Here is a 19062-nt window from a genome sequence, read left to right on the forward strand (position 1 = left end):
GTCGCACGCGGCGACTTGATGGCCCCGCGTCCATGTCCGAAACCCGCCGGTAAGTGTCGGTCCCGGCCGTCATGATGGACGTATGCACACCGACCACGAACGCTGCTACCGAGCCGCATCGTCGCGCGACGCGCGCTTCGACGGCGTCTTTTACGTTGGCGTGAAGACGACCGGCATCTACTGCCGGCCCTCCTGCCCGGCGGTCACGCCGAAGAAGGAGAACGTCACGTTCTATGCCACTGCGGCCGCAGCCCAGGACGCGGGTTTTCGCGCCTGCCGGAGGTGCCGCCCCGACACGACGCCCGGCTCACCTGAATGGAATGTCCGCGCCGACGCCGTCGGTCGCGCGATGCGGCTGATCGCTGACGGCGTCGTGGAGCGGGAGGGCGTCGAGGGACTCGCAAGCCGCCTCGGCTACAGCCAGCGGCACGTGACCCGCATGCTGACCCAGGAGCTCGGTGCCGGCCCGTTGGCCCTGGCCCGCAGCAACCGCGCTCATGCAGCCCGGGTTCTCATCGAGACCACCGACATGCCGATGTCCGACATCGCGTTCGCGGCCGGCTTCGCGTCGATCCGGCAGTTCAACGACTCCGTGCGTCACGTCTACGCCCTCTCGCCGACCGAGATGCGAGGCCGCCGCCGCAGCACGCCGACCGGTCGCGTGACGTTGCGCCTTGCCGTACGCCAACCGTTCCACGCCGACGGGCTGCTCGAGTTCCTCGGTGGCCGCACGATCGCGGGCGTCGAACGGATCGACGGTCGGACGTACGCCCGGGTGCTCCGGCTGCCCCATGGCCTCGGCGCGGTCCAGCTGACGCTGCACGACGATCACGTCGCCTGCGAGCTCGAGCTCGCCGATCTGCGTGACACCGCGGTGGCCGTGCAGCGCTGCCGTCGTCTGCTCGACCTCGATGCCGATCCTCTGGCGATCGACGAGGTCCTGTCGGCCGATCCGTTGGTCGCCCCGCTGGTGGCGTCCACGCCCGGCCTGCGACTGCCGAGCCAGGTCGACGGGTTCGAGGTCGCGGTCCGCGCGATCGTCGGCCAGCAGGTGTCGGTCGCCGGTGCGCGTACGATCCTCGGCCGGTTTGCCCAGGCTTACGGCACGCCGGTCACGTTCGACCTCGCCGCCGCGCACGGCCTGACGCACGCATTCGCCACTCCCGAAGCGCTCGCCGAGGCCGACGACACGGCGTTGAGCATGCCCCGCAGTCGCGCCAGGGCGCTGATCGGCGTCGCACAAGCGGTCGCTGACGGCAAGATCGAGCTTGATCCCGGCGCTGACCGCGACGCCGTGCGAGCCGACCTCGTCGCGCTGCCCGGCATCGGGCCGTGGACCGCGGACTACATCAGCATGCGGGCTCTCGCTCACCCCGACGTGATGCTCGAGACCGACCTGATCATCCGCCGCATGCTCGAGCGCCACGGCGTCGAGCCTGAGCGGACCGAACGATGGAAGCCATGGCGGTCATACGCCGCCATGCACCTCTGGCGCGCAAGCGTCGATGTCGAAGGGACACCGAAATGACCACACGTTGGATGGAGTCGCCGATCGGCGGGCTCCGCATCCATGCCTCCGCTGGCCTGATCACGGCGATCGACTTCGGAGCGACCAACCCGCGCAAGCACCGGGCGAACGACCCGCTGCTCGACCGGGCCGAGCAACAGCTCAGCGAGTACTTCGCGGGGGAGCGCACCGAGTTCGACCTGCCGCTCGCGAGCGAGGGATCGGAGTTCCAGAAGAAGGTCTGGGCCGAGCTGCAGCGCATCCCGTACGGCGAGACGGCCAGCTACGGCGACATCGCCCGACGTCTGGGCTATGAGCCAGTCATCTCGCGGGCGGTCGGCGCAGCCAACGGCGCCAACCCGATTCCCATCGTGGTGCCGTGCCACCGCGTCATCGGGTCGGACGGCTCGCTGACCGGATACGCCGGCGGGCTGGAGCGCAAGAAGACGCTCCTCGACCTCGAGGTGCCCGGCCTGTTCTGATCGTTCGTGCGGTCCGACCCGCTCGTTTGCCCTCCGTTCACGTTCGTGCGCCAAGGTGCGAGGCACCCGAACCCGGAGGTGGAGATGGCCGACAAGTCCCGCGCCAAGGCTGCGCGCGGCAAGACTGACAAGGCGGGCAAGAAGCTCGCTGCCGCGACCGCGACGGTCGAGGAGCTGACGGCCGAGGTCAAGACGCTGCGAACCCGCGTCAAGGCTCTCGAGGCTGAGGCCGAGACCTGGAAGAAGCGTGCGGAGAAGCACAAGTCGCGAGTCCACCAGGTGCGCGCCAAGGCCGAGAAGGCGATTGCCGAGGCGACGGCGAAGCGGAAGAAGGCCAAGGCGAAGGCACGTCAGGCGATTGCGGACCATCCGCGGGCCGAACCGCTGGCTCTCAAGAATGCTCCCGAGCTGCCGCAGCCGACCTGGACGGTGACGCGGCTCCGTGCGGCGGCCAAGGACCAGGGCATCGCGGGCTACTCGCGCATGCGCAAGGACGAGCTGCTCGCGCAGCTGATCTAGGGGGCGACGGCTGTGGACAACGAGCTCGACGGCGGCCGGTGTCTCCGCAGATCGTTGAGCATGACCTCAATCGACATTCCGGATGTTCACACGGTGGCCGACCTGGAGCGCGTATGGCGCAGGCTCATCGAACCCCTGGGGTTCGGCAGCCGGCAGATCTTCGCGATCATGCTCGATCGTGACGGCCGGGTGCACCCATCGATCGTCAACGTGACGGACTGCCCGGCAGCGCCCGACGGCCGGATGCTCGTCAGCCTCGCGCGATCACTGCGGGAGGTGCTCGATGAGGCCGATCCTGACGGCTCCATCGCCCTGCTATGGGCTCGTCCCACGCAGGCCGGGACGCGGGCGTCCGACATCCAATGGGTGCGGGCGATCACCGCGGTCACGCGGGCACACTCACTCGGCGAGTGGCCGCTGCACACGGCTGACGACTCGGTCCTGCGGGTGATGTCACCCGACGACCTCGCGGCCTAGTTGGAGCGGCGGAGGCTCTGCGAGAGGCGTTCGGCGGCGGCGACCACGGCGGGCGCGTGCATACGGCCGGGCTGACGGGTCAGGCGCTCGAGCGGTCCCGACACCGACACGGCGGCGACGACCTTTCCGGAGGGGGAGCGGACCGGTGCGGAGACCGAGCCGACGCCCGTCTCACGCTCGCCGACGCTCTGCGCCCAACCGCGGCGACGTACGGCTGACAGCTCCGCGGCCGAGAACGTGGCCTTGAGCAGCCCCTTGTTCATGCGCTCGGGGTCTTCCCACGACAGCAGCACCTGCGCGGCCGAACCGGCGCTCATCGTGAGCTGGCCGCCGACGGGGATCGAGTCGCGGAGGCCGGTCGGGCGGTCAGCAGCGGCGACACAGACGCGGAAGTCGCCCTGGCGACGGAACAGCTGAGCGGACTCGCCGGTGATGTCACGCAGGCGTGCGAGGACGGGTCCCGCGGCTGCAAGCAGGCGGTCCTCGCCGGCGGCAGCGGCGAGCTCGCCCAGGCGCGGGCCGAGGATGAAGCGTCCTTGCATGTCACGGGCGACGAGCCGATGATGTTCAAGTGCCACCGCGAGGCGGTGGGCGGTCGGCCGCGCAAGCCCTGTGCTCGCGACGAGACCGGCCAGTGTCGCGGGTCCTGGCTCGAGCGCGGCGAGCACGAGAGCGGCTTTGTCGAGAACGCCGACTCCGCTAGAGTTGTCCATGTCTTGATACTGCCGTATCGCATTGTGAGACGCAAGTGCATACTGGTGGGGACGCCGTAGGGCATCGAACGCAGCTGAGGAGAGCACCATGGGCAAGACCCTTGCCGAGAAGATCTGGGACGAGCACGTCGTACGCAGCCACGAGGGCGAGCCCGACCTGCTCTACATCGACCTTCACCTGATTCACGAGGTGACGAGTCCTCAGGCATTCGACGGGCTCCGGATCGCCGGGCGCACCGTGCGCCGCCCCGACCTCACGCTCGCCACCGAGGACCACAACATCCCGACGACCGACCTCGACAAGCCGATCGCCGACCTCGTGTCGCGCACTCAGGTCGAGACGCTCCGCCGCAACTGCGAGGAGTTCGGCGTACGCCTGCACCCCATGGGCGACATCGACCAGGGCATCGTGCACGTCGTCGGCCCGCAGCTCGGCCTCACGCAGCCCGGCATGACGATCGTGTGCGGCGACTCGCACACCTCGACGCACGGCGCGTTCGGGTCGATCGCATTCGGCATCGGTACGTCCGAGGTCGAGCACGTCCTCGCGACGCAGTCGTTGTCGCAGGCCAAGCCCAAGATGATGGCCGTCGAGGTCGTCGGGGAGCTGCCGCTGGGCTCGACCGCCAAGGACCTGATCCTGTCGCTCATCACGCAGGAGACGACCGGCGGCGGCCAGGGCTACATCGTCGAGTACCGCGGCGAGGCGATCCGCAAGCTGTCGATGGAAGCCCGCATGACGATCTGCAACATGTCGATCGAGTGGGGCGCCAAGGCCGGGCTCATCGCGCCGGACCAGACGACGTACGACTACCTCCAGGGCCGTCCGAACGCGCCGCAGGGCGATGACTGGGACGCCGCGGTGGCGTACTGGGACAGCCTGGTCACCGACGACGACGCCGAGTTCGACAAGGTCATCACGATCGACGCGTCGACCATCACGCCGTTCGTCACGTGGGGGACCAACCCGGGCCAGGGTGTCCCGCTGTCGGGCAACGTGCCCGACCCGGCGTCGTTCGAGGACGACAACGAGCGCATCGCTGCCGAGAACGCCCTGCGCTACATGGGCCTCGAGGCCGGCACGCCGATGCGCGACATCAAGGTCGACACGGTGTTCATCGGCTCGTGCACCAACGGTCGCATCGAGGACCTGCGCGTCGCCGCCAACTTGATCGAGGGCCACAAGGTCGCTCCGGACACCCGCATCCTGGTCGTGCCGGGCTCCGTGCGCGTACGCCTGCAGGCCGAGCAGGAGGGTCTCGACGTGATCTTCAAGGACGCCGGTGCCGAGTGGCGCGGCGCGGGCTGCTCGATGTGCCTCGGCATGAACCCTGACCAGCTCACGCCGGGGGAGCGCAGCGCGTCAACCTCCAACCGCAACTTCGAGGGCCGACAGGGCAAGGGCGGACGTACGCACCTCGTGTCGCCCGACGTCGCCGTCGCGACCGGCATCCTCGGCCATCTGGCCGGGCCTGCCGACCTCGCCGAGCTCGAGAAGGCAGGAGCCTGACCCATGGAGAAGTTCAGCAGTCATACAGGTGTGGGCGCTCCACTGCGTCGCAGCAACGTCGACACAGACCAGATCATCCCCGCGGTGTGGCTCAAGAAGGTCACGCGTGACGGCTTCGAAGAGGGGCTGTTCTCGGCCTGGCGCAACGATCCGTCGTTCGTGCTCAACCAGGACGCCTACAAGAACGCCACGGTGCTCGTTGCCGGTCCGGACTTCGGCACGGGTTCGTCGCGTGAGCACGCCGTGTGGGCTCTGCAGAACTACGGCTTCAAGGTCGTCATCTCGCCGCGCTTCGGCGACATCTTCCGCGGCAACTCCGGCAAGGCCGGGCTGCTGGCGGCGCAGGTCGACGACAAGGTCGTGCAGCGCCTCTGGGACTATCTCGACACCAACCCCGGCGCGACGATCACGATCGACCTCGAGTCGCGAACGGTCAAGGCCGGCGACGGCGTCGACGCGATCGAGGACTCGTTCACGATCGACGACTACACACGCTGGCGCCTGCTCGAGGGGCTCGACGACGTCGGCATCACGCTGAGCCACGAGGACGACATCGTCACCTACGAGAAGTCACGCCCGAGCTTCAAGCCCGCCACCCTCTGACCCCACCGCTGACGAGTCACCGAGCAAGGCGTGACGAGTCACTGGGCGAGGGGTGACGAGTCGCTGCGGGCGTACGGAGTGACTCCTCGGACCGTAGTGAGTGACTCCTCAGCGCAATGGGACTGACTCGTCAGCGCCTATTTCCAGAGCTTGATGGACGTGATGTCGCCGGAGGGTGCGGTCTCGATGAAGACCCGCTGGCCCACGCGCAGGTGACGGATGTGCTCGGCGAGCGACGCAGCGGGGAACTCCAGCGGCATGCCCTCGTCGGTCAGGAGGCTCCCGGCCCGGGTGGACTGGTCGAAGCTCGCAACGGTGCCCTGCATGGCAGTCACCCTAGTCGGCAGCGGAAGGATTAGGCTCCCCCTCATGGTGAAACGTCCTGTTCCGCTCACGATCAAGGTCATCAAGTTCTTTTTGCGGCCGATCCTGATGATGGTCACCAAGCGGGACTGGCAGGGCATGGAGAACCTGCCGGAGGGCGGATTCGTCCTCGCGCCCAACCACGTTTCGCACGCCGACCCCTTCCTGATCGGGCACTTCATGCTCGACAACAACATCTCGCCGCGGTTCCTCGCCAAGGACACCCTCGTCGGCGCGAAGGGTTATGGCTGGATCCTGCGGAAGGCCGAGCAGATCCCGGTCTATCGCAGCACCGAGGGGGCGGCCGAGTCGCTGCGAGCGGCTTCTGCCGCCGTCGAGGCAGGCCACGTCGTCACGATCTACCCCGAGGGCACCATCACCCGCGACCCGGCAGCATGGCCCATGAGCGGCCGCACGGGCGCCGTACGCGTCGCGCTCAGCACCGGCAAGCCCCTCGTGCCGCTGATGCAGTGGGGTCCGCAGGAGATCCTCTGGCCGTACGCCAAGAAGCTGCGCCTGTTCCCGCGCAAGACGATTCACATCCGCATCGGCAAGCCCGTTGACCTGTCCGACTTCGCGGGCAAGGAGCTCACCGAGGAGGTGCTCCACGCGGCCACCGATCGGCTGATGGACACCTTGACTGCCATGATGGCTGAGGTGCGGGGCGAGTTGCCCTCGACACCTCGCATCGATGTGCATACCTTGAGCAAGCCGCGGAGCAACTACAAAGCCGTGAACACCTCGAAGAGACGGGAACCGTGAATGGCGCAGACAGCCGTGATGGGCGCAGGATCGTGGGGCACCGCCTTTGCCATGGTGCTGGCCGACGCCGGCAACGACGTACGCCTGTGGGGTCGGCGACCCGAGCTGTGCGAGGCGATCAACACCAAGCACGAGAACTCCGACTACCTGCCCGGGATCGCGCTGCCGAACGAGATCACTGCGACGCACGACCCCGCCGAGGCCATGGCCGGTGCCGAGGTCGTCGTGCTCGCCGTCCCGTCGCAGCAGCTGCGTGACAACCTCAAGTCGTGGAGCGAGCACGTCCCGGCCGACGCCGTCATGGTCAGCCTGATGAAGGGCGTCGAGCTCGGCACCCACAAGCGCATGAGCGAGGTCATCGCCGAGATCACCGGGGCCGGACCTGAGCGCATCGCCGTGGTCTCAGGCCCCAACCTGGCCCGCGAGATCGCCAACCGCGAGCCCGCCGCCAGTGTCGTGGCATGCGAGGACCAGGGCGTCGCCGAGCGGCTGCAGAAGCTGTGCCACACGGCGGCGTTCCGCCCCTACTCGATGACCGACGTCGTCGGCTGCGAGCTCGCCGGCACGGCCAAGAACATCATCGGCCTCGCTGTCGGCGTGTGCGTCGGTCTCGGCTACGGCGACAACACCAAGGCCTCGGTCATCACCCGCGGGCTCGCCGAGACGGCGCGCCTCGGTGCGGCGATCGGCGCCGACCCCGTCACGTTCATGGGGCTGGCCGGCATGGGCGACCTCGTCGCCACCTGCATGTCGCCGCTGTCCCGCAACCGCACGTTCGGCGAGAAGCTCGGTCGCGGCATGAGCGTCGAGGAGGTCATGGCGCAGACGAGTCAGGTCGCCGAGGGCGTGAAGTCCTGCGTGTCGGTCAGCGAGCTGGCCAAGCTGCACGACGTGGAGATGCCGATCGTCGAGCACGTCGCAGCGCTGATCGCCGGCGAGATGAGCCCCGATGAGCTGGTCGCGGCTCTGATCTCGCGGCAGGCCAAGCCCGAGACCGTCTGAAACGCCTCGCCGATTGAGGTGCGGAGCCTCGGAATCAGCGTGGTTTCGAGACGCTCGTTCCGCCCCCACTCGCTGCGCTCGCGGGAGGTGCCCCCAGCTCCTCAACCACCGTCAGGCGAAGGCTGCGAGGACGTTCTGGATGTCGATCCAGAGGTCCTCGACGTCCTCGATGCCGACCGAGAACCGGATCAGGCCCTCCGGCACCGACTCCGGCTCGGCCGGGTGCCGGCGGCGACGCTCCCACGTCGACTCGACGCCGCCGAGGCTCGTGGCATAGGTGATGATGTCGCTCTGCTCGGTCATCTTCTGCGCGACCTGTGCACCACCGACGACCTCGAACGCGATGATCGTGCCGAAGCCCGGATAGCGGGAGTAGACGATGCGGTTGGACGCCGAGAGCCGCTTGTGGAGCTCTTTGGCATTGGCCTCGGCCCGGTCGAGCCGGACGTGGAGCGTACGCATGCCGCGGGCGGCGAGCCAGGTCTCCATCGCGCCGGGGATCGCGCCGAGCACCGAACGGCGCTTCTCGATCGCGGCATAGGCCCGATCGCTGTTGGTCACGACGGCACCGAGGATAACGTCGCTGTGCCCGGACAGCAGCTTGGACGCCGAGTGCACGACGAAGTCCGCGCCCTGCGCGAGCGGCTTCTGACGCAGGGGAGTGGCGAACGTGTTGTCAACCGCGACTGCCGCGCCGGACCGTCCCGCCGCCTGGGTGATCGCGGGGATGTCGGCGATCTCGAGCGACGGGTTGGTCGGCGACTCGATCCATACCAGAGCGGCATGCTCGGCGGCGTTGATGACGAGCTGGGTGTTGTCGATGTCGACGAGCCTGAGCTCGATCTGGCCGCGCCGGTCGCGTTCCTTCAGCTGGCTGAGCGTGCCGTAATAGGCGTGACGCGGCGCCACCACGGTGGCCTTGGCGGGAACCAGGTCGAACAGGGCGCTGCTGGCGGCCGTGCCGGATGCGAAGGCCAGGGCGCGACCACCCTCGAGCGCGCCGAGCACCGTCTCGAAGGAGTCCCATGTGGGGTTGCCCTGCCGGCCGTACTCCGAAGGACCGCCGGGCACGAGCGCGCTCGCGAGGGTCATGGGTGCGTTGAGCGGTCCCCCCGGGACCCGTTTCGGCCGCCCCGCGCCAACGGCGATGGTGGAGGGCGAGAGTTCGTGTCCGGGCATGAAGACATCATGCCCTGACCGGTATTGTGCTCGGCAATGAGCCTCTCGGTGGACACCTCAGTCGGCAAACCAAGACTTGCTGTCATTTTCGGCGGCCGTTCCAGTGAGCACGGGGTGTCGTGCCTGACCGCTCGCGAGGTGATCGCGGCGATCGACACGGATCGCTACGACGTACGCCCCGTGGGGATCACGCGCGAGGGCGCGTGGGTCCAGGAGACCGCGCAATGGCCTGAGCTCGAGCCCGGCCAGCTCCCCGAGGTGCGTGACGACTTCCCGCCGTTCGTGTGGGAGGACCTACGCGGGTTCGATGCGGTGTTCCCGCTGCTGCACGGCCCGTGGGGCGAGGACGGCACGATTCAAGGTCTGTTGGAGATGGCGGACGTACGCTACGTCGGCGCCGGCGTGCTCTCGAGCGCCGTCAGCATGGACAAGCCGTTCACCAAGACCGTGTTCTCCGCTGCCGGGCTGCCGCAGATCCCCTACGTCACGGTGCTGCCGTGGCAGTGGAAGGGGGAGCGCGACCGCGTCGAGGCGCGCATCCGTGCGCTCGGGCTGCCGGTCTTCGTCAAGCCCGCCCGCGCCGGCTCCAGCTCGGGCGTCACCATGGTCGACACGTGGGAGCAGCTCGACAGCGCCATCAACAAGGCGCGCGACTTCGACCCCAAGGTCATCGTCGAGGCGGGCGCCAAGGGCAAGCGTGAGCTCGAGTGCGCCGTCATCCAGGACCTCGATGGCAAGCCGGTCGCGAGCCTCGTCGGTGAGATCACCGTCGCGGAGGACTCCGCCCACGAGTTCTACGACTTCGAGGCCAAGTATCTCGACGGCACGAGCACCAACGTCGTCCCGGCGGACATCTCCGTCACGCTGGCCGAGCGCATCCAGACGTATGCCGTGCAGGCCTTCGAGGCGGTCGGCTGTGAGGGCCTCGCCCGTGTCGACTTCTTCCTCACCGACGACGGCCTGGTCATCAACGAGCTCAACACGATGCCGGGCTTCACGCCCTACTCGATGTTCCCGGTGCTGTGGCAGGCGAGCGGGATGTCATACCCCGATCTGGTCGACCGCCTGATCCAGCTAGCTCTGGGCCGCGAGACCGGCTTGCGCTAGACGCTTCTCCCTAGACGCAGGGCTTCTTGACCGGGTCGTGCCGGGCCACGGAGTCGGCAAGGTCGGCGAGGGCGTCGGCCTCAGGCTCGTAGTCGTGCGGGACCTCGACGCTGACATAGAAGTCGCGGCCGATCGTGGTGAACAGGTAGCCGTCGGACGTCGTCTCGGTGAACCACCCGACGTCGTCGACCATGTCGCACCGTGAGGCCGGTCCGAGGTCTGCCGGCTTCTCGACGCCGCACCGCAGGATGATCGCGGGATCACCCCACGCCGAGGCGTTCTCGTCCTTGACGAGGCGGTTCTTCTGACCGGCGACCTTCAGCGGACGGTCGGCGAACAGTCCCTTGCAGTTGACCGCCGTGCCGGGCTCCATCGGGTACTCGTCGACCGACAGCTCCGACCCGCAACCCGCAGTGACGAGCGCCGCGCTGAGCACAGCGGCGAGGAGAAGGCGCCGGGACACCTCTAGATGCGAACGATGGGGCAGGTCAGCGTACGGGTGATGCCGGGGACGTTCTGGATCGTCGTGACGACCAGGGCGCCCAACTCGTCGACGCTGGGACCCTCGGCGCGCACGATGACGTCGTAGGGTCCAGTGACGTCCTCCGCGAGCGTCACGCCATCGATGGCGGCGATCGCGGTGGCGACCTCGGCGGCCTTGCCGACCTCGGTCTGGACGAGGATGTATGCCTGCACAGCCATCGTGAAACTCCTTCGGTTGACCGGACTGTGCCACGCTACCCGATGCGCCTCCGCACGTGCGCCGCCGCCTGCGACACAATGGCGCGTATGGCGACCAGTGCTCCGGAAGAACCCACGATCGGCGACATCGGAGAGTTCGGCCTGATTGATCAGGTGCGCGCCCAGATCGGCGACAATCGCCACGTCCTGCTCGGCCCGGGCGACGACGCCGCCCACATCTCGACCAAGGACGGCAGCTTCCTGGTCTCGACCGACCTGCTGGTCGAGGGCCGCCATTTCCGGCGCGACTGGTCGTCGCCGCACGACATCGGCCGCAAGGCGGCCGCCTGCAACCTCTCCGACATCAACGCCATGGGTGGGGTCGCAACGGCCCTCACGGTGGGATTCGGAGCGCCCTCCGACCTACCGGTGTCGTGGGTGCTGGAGATGACGCGCGGGTTCGAGGTCGAGTGCGCGCACGTCGGGGCCCACATCGTCGGTGGCGATGTCACGGCGTCGGACAAGATCATCATCGCCGTCACGGCGATGGGTGACGTCGTACGCCCGGTGCTTCGCTCCGGCGCGCTGCCGGGCGACGTCGTCGCGTACGCCGGACAGCTCGGACTGGCCGGCGCGGGATTCGCCGCCCTGAGCCGCGGGTTCCGATCGCCCAAGGCAGCCGTCGACGCGCACCGCGTGCCGCACCCGCCGTACGCCGCCGGGCCCCAGGCCGCCGGTGCGGGCGCGACCGCCATGACTGACATCAGCGACGGCTTGCTGGCCGACCTCGGCCACATCGCCGAGGCCAGCGGCGTCGCGATCGACCTCGACTCGTCGGCGTTCGTGGTGCCCGAGCCCGTGGCGACGGTCAGCGAGGCGCTTGGTGTCGACGCCCTGACATTCATGCTGACCGGCGGCGACGACTACGCCCTCGTCGCGACGTTCAGCTCGCAGGCGGCACTGCCAGAGGGCTGGACCCGCATCGGCGCGGTGTCTGACGGCAAGGGCCTGACGGTCGACGGCAAGGCGTACGAAGGCCCAGCCGGCCACCAGCACTTCCGCTGAGACCGAGGCTCAGCTGATCCAGTACCTGCGCTTGGGGATGTCGGCGACTCCCGGGACGACGCTCTCGAGCATCCCACCGCCGGACTCGATGACCCTGGCCGACGCGAGGTTGTCGTCGTCGCAGGTGACCAGGACCGGGCTGATGCCTCGGACCCGCAGCAGGTCGACCGACTGACGCAGGATCTCCTTGGCATACCCGTGACCGCGGAACTGCGGCCGTACGGCGTAGCCGATGTGCCCACCCAGCGTGCGGAGGAACTCGTTGAGCTCGAACCGCAGCGACGCCCGGCCCACCACGACGCCGTCGACATCAGCGACCAGGTCGGCGTTCGCGACGAATCCCTGCGGGAGGTCGCGCCCGTGCTCCCAGCCGTGGACCAGCGCGACGTAGTCGGGCCACGGCAGGTCGGGCCGGTAGCGGTACGACCAATGGCCGCCCTCGGCCTCGAACTCGGCGACGGCCGCCTTGGTGTCGGCTTCGTCCGCGAGTGCGAGACGGCGAACGACGAGGCTCAAGCGTGGATCTTCGCGAACGGTTGGGCGKCCTCCAGCTCGTAGGCGAGCTCGAGGAGGGTCTGCTCGTCGCCGTGGTCGGCCGAGAAATGCACGCCGATCGGCATGTCCGCCGACGAGCGGCCGAGCGGCAGCGAGATCGCGGGGCCGCCGGCGGCGTTGTTGAGCGGAGTGAAGGCGGCGTACTGGACCAGTCGCTCGAACATCACGGGGAAGTCGACGGCGGGGGACAGGTAGCCCAGCTCGGGAGTCGCGTACGCGAGTGTCGGCGACACGATCACGTCGACGTCGGCGAAGGCCGCGCGATAGCGCAGCTCGGACCGCTTGAGGCCGCGGATGGCGAGCGGTGTGCGCCACGCCTGGCGTACGAATCTCCTGGCGAGGCCGCGCGTCAGCGGGTCCGTGAGCGTCTTGTCGAAGTCGGGGCTCATGACCTTGCGGCCGAAGTGCTGCGTGGAGAACGCCAGCAGGCCCCAGTAGTGCTTGAAGTCCTCCATGAACGTCTTGTCGACCGGGAGTGGGACCTCGACGACGTCATGCCCCAGTGAGCCGAGCAGGTCGGACGTCGCGAGGACCGCCTTGCGGGTGTCCTCGTCGGTCGGCCGGCCGGTGACCGAGTCGAGGATCATGCCGACGCGGAGACGCCGCCCGGCCGGTCCCTCGACGAGCCCGAGGGGCCTGAGGTCCGGTGCCGGCCGGTATGCCTGGGTCGCGGCCATGAAGTGGGCGGTGTCGCGCACCGTGCGCGTCACGACACCGTTGGAGATGATGTCGACCGGAAGCTTGGCCGAGTCCGCGGCGGGCACGACGCGCCCGCGAGTCGGCTTGAGTCCGACCAGGCCGCACGCTGCGGCCGGTATGCGGATCGAGCCGCCACCGTCGTTGGCGTGAGCGATCGGCACGACACCGGACGCCACGAGCGCTGCGGCTCCGCCGGATGACGCACCCGCGGAGTAGCCGGTGTTCCAAGGGTTGCGGGTCGGCGGCAGGGTCGCGTACTCCGTCGTGGCATTGAAGCCGAACTCGGGCATCGTCGTCTTGCCCAGCACCGTGAATCCGGCAGAGAGGAACTGGTCCGTGAACGGCGCGTGGGCAGCCGCCGGACGTGCCTTGACCGCGAGCGAGCCCTGGTCCGACGGCAGCCCGGCGACGTCGGTGTTGTCCTTGACGAAGGTCGGGACGCCGGCGAAGACCCCCTCGGCCGGGAGCTCGGACGCCGCGAGACCGCGCTCGAAGTCGCGATGCTGGATCGCGTTGAGCTCGGGATTGACCCGCTCCGCCCGGGCGATCGCCGCCTCGGCGGCTTCACGGGCGCTGATGTCTCCCGTGGCAATAGCAGCGGCGACCCCGACAGTGTCGAGGTCGCCGAGTGCGTCATCGCTGAACGCGTGGACGCGAGTGGTTATCTCCTTGGTCACGAGATGACTCTAGGGTCACATCGCAACCAACGGCCAGTGGCTAGCTGCCAGAAGTCAGCGAGAGACCTTGCCGGCCTTGAGGCACGAGGTGCACACGTTGAGGCGCTTGGGGGTCCCGTTCACGACAGCGCGAACGCGCTGGATGTTGGGATCGAAACGACGCTTGGTGCGTCGGTGCGAGAAGGAAACGTTGTGGCCGAAGCCAGGTCCCTTGGCGCACACATCACAGACCGCAGCCACGGCGAACTCCTGAAGATTGAGACTACTTGGATGAATGGGGCTGTCCCCGCGACCAGACGGTGCGACGACAACCGCTCAAGAATAGCCGAAGACCCGACGCTGACGCGAATCAGCCCGGCTGCTCCCGTGGTTGCACGGTGGTGACCGATAGCCTCGCCCCATGGGCCTCACCCTCAACCCCGCGGCGTTCCGAGCGTGGACGCAGCTGTGTGCCGGGGCCCTGTCGTCGGCCCGGGCCGAGATCGACGCGCTCAATGTGTTCCCCGTGCCCGACAGCGACACGGGGACCAATGCCTACCTGACGTTCGCCTCCGGCGCCGACGCCGTGTCGGCCATGGGTTCCGACGTGCCGTTCCCCGAGCTCGTCAAGGCGTACGTCGACGGCCTGCTGACCGGAGCCAAGGGCAACACCGGCGTGATCCTGTCCCAGCTCGTGCGCGCGTGCTTCCGCGACCTCGACCTGTCGGGTGGAGACGTCACGGCCGAAGACGTTGCGCGTTCGTTCGTCGCCGCCTCTGACGCTGCATGGGCCGCGGTCGGCGCTCCTGTTGAGGGCACGATCCTGTCGGTCGCCAAGGCTGCCGCCGTCGGCGCGACCGAGTCGGCCGAGGCCGGTGTCGACGGACGCACGGTGTTCGGCAAGGCCGCCAACGCAGCACGTGAGGCCCTCGCCCGTACGCCTGAGCAGATGGAGCTGCTGGCGCGGGCCGGCGTCGTCGATGCGGGCGGCCGCGCGCTCGTCGTGGTCCTGGATGCCACCGAGCAGGCGCTGACCGGCCGCATCCCGAAGCCGGCCGCCAGCAGCATCCCGGTGCCGGCCGTGGGTTCCGGTGACGACCTGAGCGCGGACGGTCCGTCGTACGAGGTCATGTACCTCCTCGAGGCGGACGACGACCGCATCGCCGAGCTGCGTTCGGCCCTGTTGCCCCTCGGCGACTCGCTCGTCGTGGTGGGCGGCGATCGGCTCTGGAACGTCCACGTGCACGTCGACGACGTCGGCGCGGCGATCGAGGCCGGCATCGCAGCCGGTCGCCCCTACCGCATCGCCGTCACCCACTTCGCCGACCAGATGGCTCAGGCGCCACGCACCGGCCGGGTCGTGATCGCCGCGACGACCGGCGACGGTCTCACGGCGCTCTGCCAGGAGGCCGGCGCCAAGACGCTCGAGTTCACCCGCGAGCGTCCGTTGACGATCGCCGAGATGAGCGCCTCGTTGCGCGACGCCGGCGCCAGCGAGGTCATCGTGCTGCCCAACAACCAGAGGTACGTCCGGCAGTTCGAGGCTGCCGCCCAGGCCGCCCGTCAGGACGGCATTCGGGTCGCGGTCATCCCGACTCATGCGCAGGTGCAGGGCCTGGCCGCCCTCGCGGTGCACGATCCCGGTCTCGGCTTCGACGAGGTCGTCGTGGCGATGTCGAGTGCTGCCGCGCACACCCAGCACGGAGCCGTCACGATCGCCTCGGAGCCTGGCATGACGATGGTCGGCCCGTGCGACGTGGGCGACGTGCTCGGCGTCGTGGCGGGCGACTTCGCGGTCGTCGGCCAGGACATCCTCGCGGTGGCCTACGAGGTCATCGACCGGATCCTGTCACCGGCCGGTGAGATGCTGACGGTCGTGATGGGTGAGGACGCCGAGGGGCTGATCGAGGAGTCGATCTCCGAATACCTCCGCACGCTGCGACCCGACGTCGACCTCGTGGTCTACGACGGCGGCCAGGAGAACTACCCGCTGTTCATCGCGGTGGAGTGATGGTCGAGCTCTCGACCAAGCTGGTCAACGTCCTCGGCGACAAGACCACCAAGCCGCTCACCAAGGCGTTCGACATGGTCGTCGTCGAGGATCTCCTGCGCCACTATCCGCGGCGCTACGCCGAGCTGGGCAAGCTCACGGACCTGTCACAGCTGGAGGTCGGCCAGCACGTCACGATCATGGCGCGGGTCGCATCGGCCAAGAACTACTCGTTCGGGCCGGGTGGCCGGCGCACGCGCACCGAGGTCGTCGTCACCGATGGCACCGGCTACCTGACCCTGACGTTCTTCCAGCAGGCCTGGCGGCTCAAGGCGATGCAGGAGGGCTCGCTGGGTCTCGGGGCCGGCGTTGTCACCGAGTTCAACGGGAAGCTCCAGCTGACGCACCCGGACTGGGAGGCGCTCACCAAGACCGACGACCCGGCCGGCGGAGCACGGCTGGGGCGTGGCGTCATCCCGCTGTACCGGGCCACCGCCGCGATGGCCTCGTGGAAGATCGAGCAGTGCGTCGGCATGTGCCTCGACGCGATCAGCCCCCTTGACGACCCGCTGCCTGAGGACGTGCGCGCGTCGCACGGCTTCTACGACCTCAAGGGCTCGTTCGAGGCGATCCACCGGCCACGCAACGCCAAGGACTGGCAGGGCGCCCGGGACCGGTTCCGGTTCGAGGAGGCGTTCGTCGTCCAGACGATCTTCGCCCAACGTCGCAACGCCCTCGAGCACGAGCGGGCAGCGTCGCGTCCGATCGCGCCCGGCGGGTTGCGCGAGCGCTTCGAGCAGCAGCTGCCGTTCGAGCTCACGGCCGGCCAGAAGACCGTCGTCGAGGAGATCTCGAGCGACCTCGCCCGCACGCATCCGATGCACCGGCTCCTGCAGGGTGAGGTTGGTTCCGGCAAGACGATCGTCGCGCTGCTGGCCATGCTTCAGGTCGTCGACGCCGGCGCGCAGACGGCCCTGCTGGCGCCGACGGAGGTGCTCGCGGCGCAGCACTATCGCGCGATCACCGCGATGCTCGGCGACCTCGCCAAGGGTGGCATGCTCGGCGGCGCCGACGGAGCCACCCGCGTACGCCTGCTGACCGGGTCGCAGGGTGCCAAGGCTCGCAAGGAGTCGTTGCTCGACGCCGCGTCCGGCGAGGCCGGCATCGTGATCGGCACGCACGCGCTGATCCAGGACCACGTCCAGTTCGCCGAGCTCGGCCTGCTGGTCGTCGACGAGCAGCATCGCTTCGGTGTCGAGCAGCGGGCTGCCCTGGTCGATCGTGCCGAAGTCACCCCGCACGTGCTGGTCATGACCGCGACCCCGATCCCGCGCACGCTGGCGATGTCGGTGTTCGGCGACCTCGAGGTCTCGACGTTGCGCGAGCTGCCGGCGGGTCGCCAGCCGATCCAGACGACCGTCGTGCCCTACGCCGAGCGGCCCCAGTGGCTCGACCGCGGCTGGGAGCGCGTACGCGAAGAGGTCGGCCGCGGCCGTCAGGCGTACGTCGTGGTGTCGCGCATCGGCGAGGGCGACGACGGCGGTGACAAGGACACCAAGTCGTTGATCGAGCTGCGCGAGGAGCTCGAGGGCGGTGCGCTGCACGGGCTGCGACTCGGCAGCCTGCACGGGCGCATGACGCCCGACGACAAGGACGCGACGATGAATGCGTTCGCCCGCGGCGAGATCGACGTGCTCGTCGCGACGACTGTGGTCGAGGTCGGCGTCGACGTGCCCAATGCGACGGTCATGGTCGTCATGGATGCCGACCGGTTCGGCATGTCCCAGCTGCACCAGCTGCGGGGCCGCGTCGGTCGTGGCTCCGAGGCGGGGCTGTGCCTGCTCGTCACGGCGTCGGAGGGTGACTCGCCGGCACGGGAGCGGCTCGACGCGGTGGCTTCGACGTCCGACGGGTTCGAGCTGTCCCGGCTCGACGTCGAGCTGCGGCGCGAGGGAGATGTCCTCGGCGCGCGTCAGTCGGGCATCCGGTCGAGCCTTCGACTGCTGTCGGTGGTCAAGGACGGCGAGGTCATCGAGGAGGCCAGGCGGGTCGCTGATGCGATCGTCGAGGCGGACCCGACGCTGGCGTCGCATCCGGCCCTGGCCGCTGCGGTGCAGGAGCTCGAACGCTCCGAGCAGGCTGACTACCTGGAGCGCACGTGACCCGCATCATCGCGGGGCGTTACGGCGGGCGGCGCATCCAGACTCCCCCGGGTGACGGCACCCGGCCGACCTCCGACCGCGTGCGTGAAGCGATGTTCTCGTCGATCCAGTCCGAGCTCGGCGGCTTCGAGGACCTGCGTGTCCTGGACCTGTTCGCCGGATCTGGCGCGTTGGGGCTCGAGGCGCTGTCACGAGGAGCGGCGTTCGCGGAGTTCGTCGAGTCCAACGCCAAGGCGGCCGCGGTCATCAAGCGCAACCTCGCCGATCTCGGCGCGTCCGGCACCGTCACGCGTACCAGCGCCGAGAAGTACGTCGTGCGCCCGGCAACGGAGCCGTTCGGGCTGATCTTCCTCGACCCCCCTTACGCGCTCTCCACGGCCGAGGTCGGTGCTCTCGTCACAGCGCTGAAGCAGCCCGACGCGCTGTTCGTCGTCGAGCGGTCATCACGCGATCCGTTCACCTGGCCCGAGGGAGTCGAAGGTCTCCGAGACAAGACGTACGGCGAGACCCGGGTTTGGTACGGTCGCTGACATGACGAAGGTCGTGTGTCCCGGCTCCTTCGACCCCGTGACCAACGGTCACCTCGACATCATCGAGCGGGCGTCGCGGCTGTTCGACGAGGTGGTTGTCGCGGTCCTGGTCAACGAGAGCAAGAAGGGCCTCTTCACGATCGACGAGCGGCTCGAGCTCCTGGACCGGGCCACGTCGCAGTTCCCGAACGTCACGACCGCGTCCTTCAAGGGCCTGCTCGTCGACTTCTGCGCCGATCGCGGTGTCTCGGCGATCGTCAAGGGCCTGCGCGCCGTCACCGACTTCGACTACGAGCTGCAGATGGCGCAGATGAACAGCAGTCTCACCCAGGTCGACACGCTCTTCATCCCGACGACGCCGGAGTACTCATTCCTGGCCTCGAGCCTCGTCAAGGAAGTCGCCAAGGGCGGCGGTGACGTCTCCCGCCTCGTCCCCGACTTCGTCCTGGCCGAGCTGAAAGCAAAGTACGCCTGAGTCGTCTCGATACGCCTCCCTCGCA

22 protein-coding genes are annotated in these 19062 nt (G+C 68.8%); 14 read left to right on the forward strand and 8 right to left on the reverse strand.

Annotated elements, in window-relative coordinates:
- Positions 1-82: 82 nt before the first annotated feature.
- The 4 genes from AC1DVU_RS09825 to AC1DVU_RS09840 all read left to right on the forward strand — a co-directional run bounded on the left by AC1DVU_RS09825 (position 83) and on the right by AC1DVU_RS09840 (position 2985).
- On the forward strand, positions 83-1528 hold the full coding sequence (locus AC1DVU_RS09825) for an AlkA N-terminal domain-containing protein (protein ID WP_476922249.1): 1446 nt from the start codon (positions 83-85) through the stop codon (positions 1526-1528).
- Positions 1525-1989: a methylated-DNA--[protein]-cysteine S-methyltransferase gene (locus tag AC1DVU_RS09830; RefSeq protein ID WP_476922250.1), complete on the forward strand. Its 465-nt coding sequence runs from the start codon at positions 1525-1527 to the stop codon at positions 1987-1989. Before AC1DVU_RS09825 ends, AC1DVU_RS09830 begins: the two co-directional genes overlap by 4 nt.
- Positions 1990-2073: 84 nt before the next feature.
- Positions 2074-2508, forward strand: coding sequence for a Rho termination factor N-terminal domain-containing protein (locus tag AC1DVU_RS09835; RefSeq protein ID WP_476922251.1), 435 nt, complete (start codon positions 2074-2076; stop codon positions 2506-2508).
- 60 nt (positions 2509-2568) lie between these two features.
- A complete protein-coding gene (locus AC1DVU_RS09840) occupies positions 2569-2985 on the forward strand; it encodes a hypothetical protein (RefSeq protein ID WP_476922252.1) in 417 nt (138 codons plus the stop codon).
- Here AC1DVU_RS09840 and AC1DVU_RS09845 read toward each other — a convergent pair.
- Positions 2982-3698: an IclR family transcriptional regulator gene (locus tag AC1DVU_RS09845; protein ID WP_056213070.1), complete on the reverse strand. Its 717-nt coding sequence runs from the start codon at positions 3696-3698 to the stop codon at positions 2982-2984. The genes AC1DVU_RS09840 and AC1DVU_RS09845 overlap by 4 nt on opposite strands.
- 88 nt (positions 3699-3786) lie before the next feature.
- Between AC1DVU_RS09845 and leuC the strand changes: the two genes are divergently transcribed.
- On the forward strand, positions 3787-5208 hold the full coding sequence (gene leuC / locus AC1DVU_RS09850; protein ID WP_476922253.1) for a 3-isopropylmalate dehydratase large subunit: 1422 nt from the start codon (positions 3787-3789) through the stop codon (positions 5206-5208).
- Positions 5209-5211: 3 nt separating this feature from the next.
- Positions 5212-5811 (forward strand): 3-isopropylmalate dehydratase small subunit, encoded by a 600-nt coding sequence (gene leuD / locus AC1DVU_RS09855; RefSeq protein ID WP_476922254.1) that lies wholly within the window; start codon positions 5212-5214, stop codon positions 5809-5811.
- Between the two features lie 137 nt (positions 5812-5948).
- Here the strand turns inward: leuD and AC1DVU_RS09860 are convergent, their stop codons facing one another.
- A complete protein-coding gene (locus AC1DVU_RS09860; protein ID WP_476922255.1) occupies positions 5949-6137 on the reverse strand; it encodes a hypothetical protein in 189 nt (62 codons plus the stop codon).
- A 43-nt stretch (positions 6138-6180) separates the two neighbouring features.
- Between AC1DVU_RS09860 and AC1DVU_RS09865 the strand changes: the two genes are divergently transcribed.
- Positions 6181-6936 (forward strand): lysophospholipid acyltransferase family protein, encoded by a 756-nt coding sequence (locus AC1DVU_RS09865; RefSeq protein ID WP_476922256.1) that lies wholly within the window; start codon positions 6181-6183, stop codon positions 6934-6936.
- Positions 6937-7938 carry an NAD(P)H-dependent glycerol-3-phosphate dehydrogenase gene (locus AC1DVU_RS09870; RefSeq protein ID WP_476922257.1) on the forward strand — a complete coding sequence of 334 codons (1002 nt, stop codon included), beginning with the start codon at positions 6937-6939 and terminating at the stop codon, positions 7936-7938. It begins immediately after the preceding gene.
- A 111-nt stretch (positions 7939-8049) separates the two neighbouring features.
- On the opposite strand, the gene AC1DVU_RS09875 is transcribed toward AC1DVU_RS09870, so the two are convergent.
- A complete protein-coding gene (locus AC1DVU_RS09875; protein ID WP_476922258.1) occupies positions 8050-9117 on the reverse strand; it encodes a trans-sulfuration enzyme family protein in 1068 nt (355 codons plus the stop codon).
- 36 nt (positions 9118-9153) lie between these two features.
- Between AC1DVU_RS09875 and AC1DVU_RS09880 the strand changes: the two genes are divergently transcribed.
- Entirely contained in the window at positions 9154-10224 is a 1071-nt protein-coding gene (locus AC1DVU_RS09880; RefSeq protein ID WP_476922259.1) for a D-alanine--D-alanine ligase family protein, read from the forward strand.
- Positions 10225-10234: 10 nt separating this feature from the next.
- Here the strand turns inward: AC1DVU_RS09880 and AC1DVU_RS09885 are convergent, their stop codons facing one another.
- Together AC1DVU_RS09885 and AC1DVU_RS09890 are read right to left on the reverse strand one after the other, a co-directional pair.
- The gene (locus tag AC1DVU_RS09885; protein WP_476922260.1) at positions 10235-10687 is read right to left on the reverse strand and encodes a DUF3515 domain-containing protein; all 453 of its coding nucleotides are present in this window, start codon (positions 10685-10687) and stop codon (positions 10235-10237) included.
- A gap of 2 nt (positions 10688-10689) precedes the next feature.
- The gene (locus tag AC1DVU_RS09890) at positions 10690-10926 is read right to left on the reverse strand and encodes an Lrp/AsnC ligand binding domain-containing protein (RefSeq protein WP_056213083.1); all 237 of its coding nucleotides are present in this window, start codon (positions 10924-10926) and stop codon (positions 10690-10692) included.
- Positions 10927-11013: 87 nt separating this feature from the next.
- Here AC1DVU_RS09890 and AC1DVU_RS09895 point away from each other — a divergent pair, with 87 nt between their 5' ends.
- Positions 11014-11970: a thiamine-phosphate kinase gene (locus AC1DVU_RS09895; protein ID WP_476922261.1), complete on the forward strand. Its 957-nt coding sequence runs from the start codon at positions 11014-11016 to the stop codon at positions 11968-11970.
- Between the two features lie 9 nt (positions 11971-11979).
- Here AC1DVU_RS09895 and AC1DVU_RS09900 read toward each other — a convergent pair whose 3' ends face one another.
- From AC1DVU_RS09900 to rpmB, 3 genes are read right to left on the reverse strand one after another with little or no spacing between them, the layout of a single operon-like run.
- Positions 11980-12486, reverse strand: a complete 507-nt coding sequence (locus AC1DVU_RS09900) for a GNAT family N-acetyltransferase (RefSeq protein ID WP_476922262.1) — start codon at positions 12484-12486, stop codon at positions 11980-11982.
- Positions 12483-13901, reverse strand: a complete 1419-nt coding sequence (locus AC1DVU_RS09905) for an amidase (RefSeq protein WP_476922263.1) — start codon at positions 13899-13901, stop codon at positions 12483-12485. Before AC1DVU_RS09905 ends, AC1DVU_RS09900 begins: the two co-directional genes overlap by 4 nt.
- Positions 13902-13955: 54 nt before the next feature.
- On the reverse strand, positions 13956-14141 hold the full coding sequence (gene rpmB, locus AC1DVU_RS09910; RefSeq protein ID WP_476922264.1) for a 50S ribosomal protein L28: 186 nt from the start codon (positions 14139-14141) through the stop codon (positions 13956-13958).
- 160 nt (positions 14142-14301) lie between these two features.
- On the opposite strand from rpmB, the gene AC1DVU_RS09915 reads away from it, so the two are divergent.
- Genes AC1DVU_RS09915 through coaD form a run of 4 tightly spaced genes read left to right on the forward strand, consistent with a single transcriptional unit; the run spans position 14302 to position 19037 of the window.
- Complete coding sequence (locus tag AC1DVU_RS09915) at positions 14302-15891, forward strand: DAK2 domain-containing protein (protein ID WP_476922265.1); 1590 nt, start codon at positions 14302-14304, stop codon at positions 15889-15891.
- The gene (gene recG, locus AC1DVU_RS09920; RefSeq protein ID WP_476922266.1) at positions 15891-18032 is read left to right on the forward strand and encodes an ATP-dependent DNA helicase RecG; all 2142 of its coding nucleotides are present in this window, start codon (positions 15891-15893) and stop codon (positions 18030-18032) included. Before AC1DVU_RS09915 ends, recG begins: the two co-directional genes overlap by 1 nt.
- A complete protein-coding gene (gene rsmD, locus AC1DVU_RS09925; RefSeq protein WP_476922267.1) occupies positions 18029-18562 on the forward strand; it encodes a 16S rRNA (guanine(966)-N(2))-methyltransferase RsmD in 534 nt (177 codons plus the stop codon). The genes recG and rsmD overlap by 4 nt, the downstream gene beginning before the upstream one ends.
- A gap of 1 nt (position 18563) precedes the next feature.
- On the forward strand, positions 18564-19037 hold the full coding sequence (coaD, locus tag AC1DVU_RS09930; protein ID WP_476922268.1) for a pantetheine-phosphate adenylyltransferase: 474 nt from the start codon (positions 18564-18566) through the stop codon (positions 19035-19037).
- The last annotated feature ends 25 nt before the right edge of the window (positions 19038-19062 follow it).

It is taken from the genome of Aeromicrobium sp. P2_G6 (assembly GCF_056403535.1).

Coding starts and splice junctions, on each gene's coding strand:
- leuC (WP_476922253.1), top strand. CDS start 3,787: ATGGGCAAGACCCTTGCCGAGAAGATCTGGGACGAGCACGTCGTACGC.
- AC1DVU_RS09835 (WP_476922251.1), top strand. CDS start 2,074: ATGGCCGACAAGTCCCGCGCCAAGGCTGCGCGCGGCAAGACTGACAAG.
- AC1DVU_RS09825 (WP_476922249.1), top strand. CDS start 83: ATGCACACCGACCACGAACGCTGCTACCGAGCCGCATCGTCGCGCGAC.
- AC1DVU_RS09875 (WP_476922258.1), bottom strand. CDS start 9,117: ATGCCCGGACACGAACTCTCGCCCTCCACCATCGCCGTTGGCGCGGGG.
- leuD (WP_476922254.1), top strand. CDS start 5,212: ATGGAGAAGTTCAGCAGTCATACAGGTGTGGGCGCTCCACTGCGTCGC.
- AC1DVU_RS09865 (WP_476922256.1), top strand. CDS start 6,181: ATGGTGAAACGTCCTGTTCCGCTCACGATCAAGGTCATCAAGTTCTTT.
- AC1DVU_RS09840 (WP_476922252.1), top strand. CDS start 2,569: ATGACCTCAATCGACATTCCGGATGTTCACACGGTGGCCGACCTGGAG.
- AC1DVU_RS09880 (WP_476922259.1), top strand. CDS start 9,154: ATGAGCCTCTCGGTGGACACCTCAGTCGGCAAACCAAGACTTGCTGTC.
- AC1DVU_RS09830 (WP_476922250.1), top strand. CDS start 1,525: ATGACCACACGTTGGATGGAGTCGCCGATCGGCGGGCTCCGCATCCAT.
- AC1DVU_RS09860 (WP_476922255.1), bottom strand. CDS start 6,137: ATGCAGGGCACCGTTGCGAGCTTCGACCAGTCCACCCGGGCCGGGAGC.
- AC1DVU_RS09870 (WP_476922257.1), top strand. CDS start 6,937: ATGGCGCAGACAGCCGTGATGGGCGCAGGATCGTGGGGCACCGCCTTT.
- recG (WP_476922266.1), top strand. CDS start 15,891: ATGGTCGAGCTCTCGACCAAGCTGGTCAACGTCCTCGGCGACAAGACC.
- AC1DVU_RS09845 (WP_056213070.1), bottom strand. CDS start 3,698: ATGGACAACTCTAGCGGAGTCGGCGTTCTCGACAAAGCCGCTCTCGTG.
- AC1DVU_RS09890 (WP_056213083.1), bottom strand. CDS start 10,926: ATGGCTGTGCAGGCATACATCCTCGTCCAGACCGAGGTCGGCAAGGCC.
- coaD (WP_476922268.1), top strand. CDS start 18,564: ATGACGAAGGTCGTGTGTCCCGGCTCCTTCGACCCCGTGACCAACGGT.
- AC1DVU_RS09915 (WP_476922265.1), top strand. CDS start 14,302: ATGGGCCTCACCCTCAACCCCGCGGCGTTCCGAGCGTGGACGCAGCTG.
- AC1DVU_RS09895 (WP_476922261.1), top strand. CDS start 11,014: ATGGCGACCAGTGCTCCGGAAGAACCCACGATCGGCGACATCGGAGAG.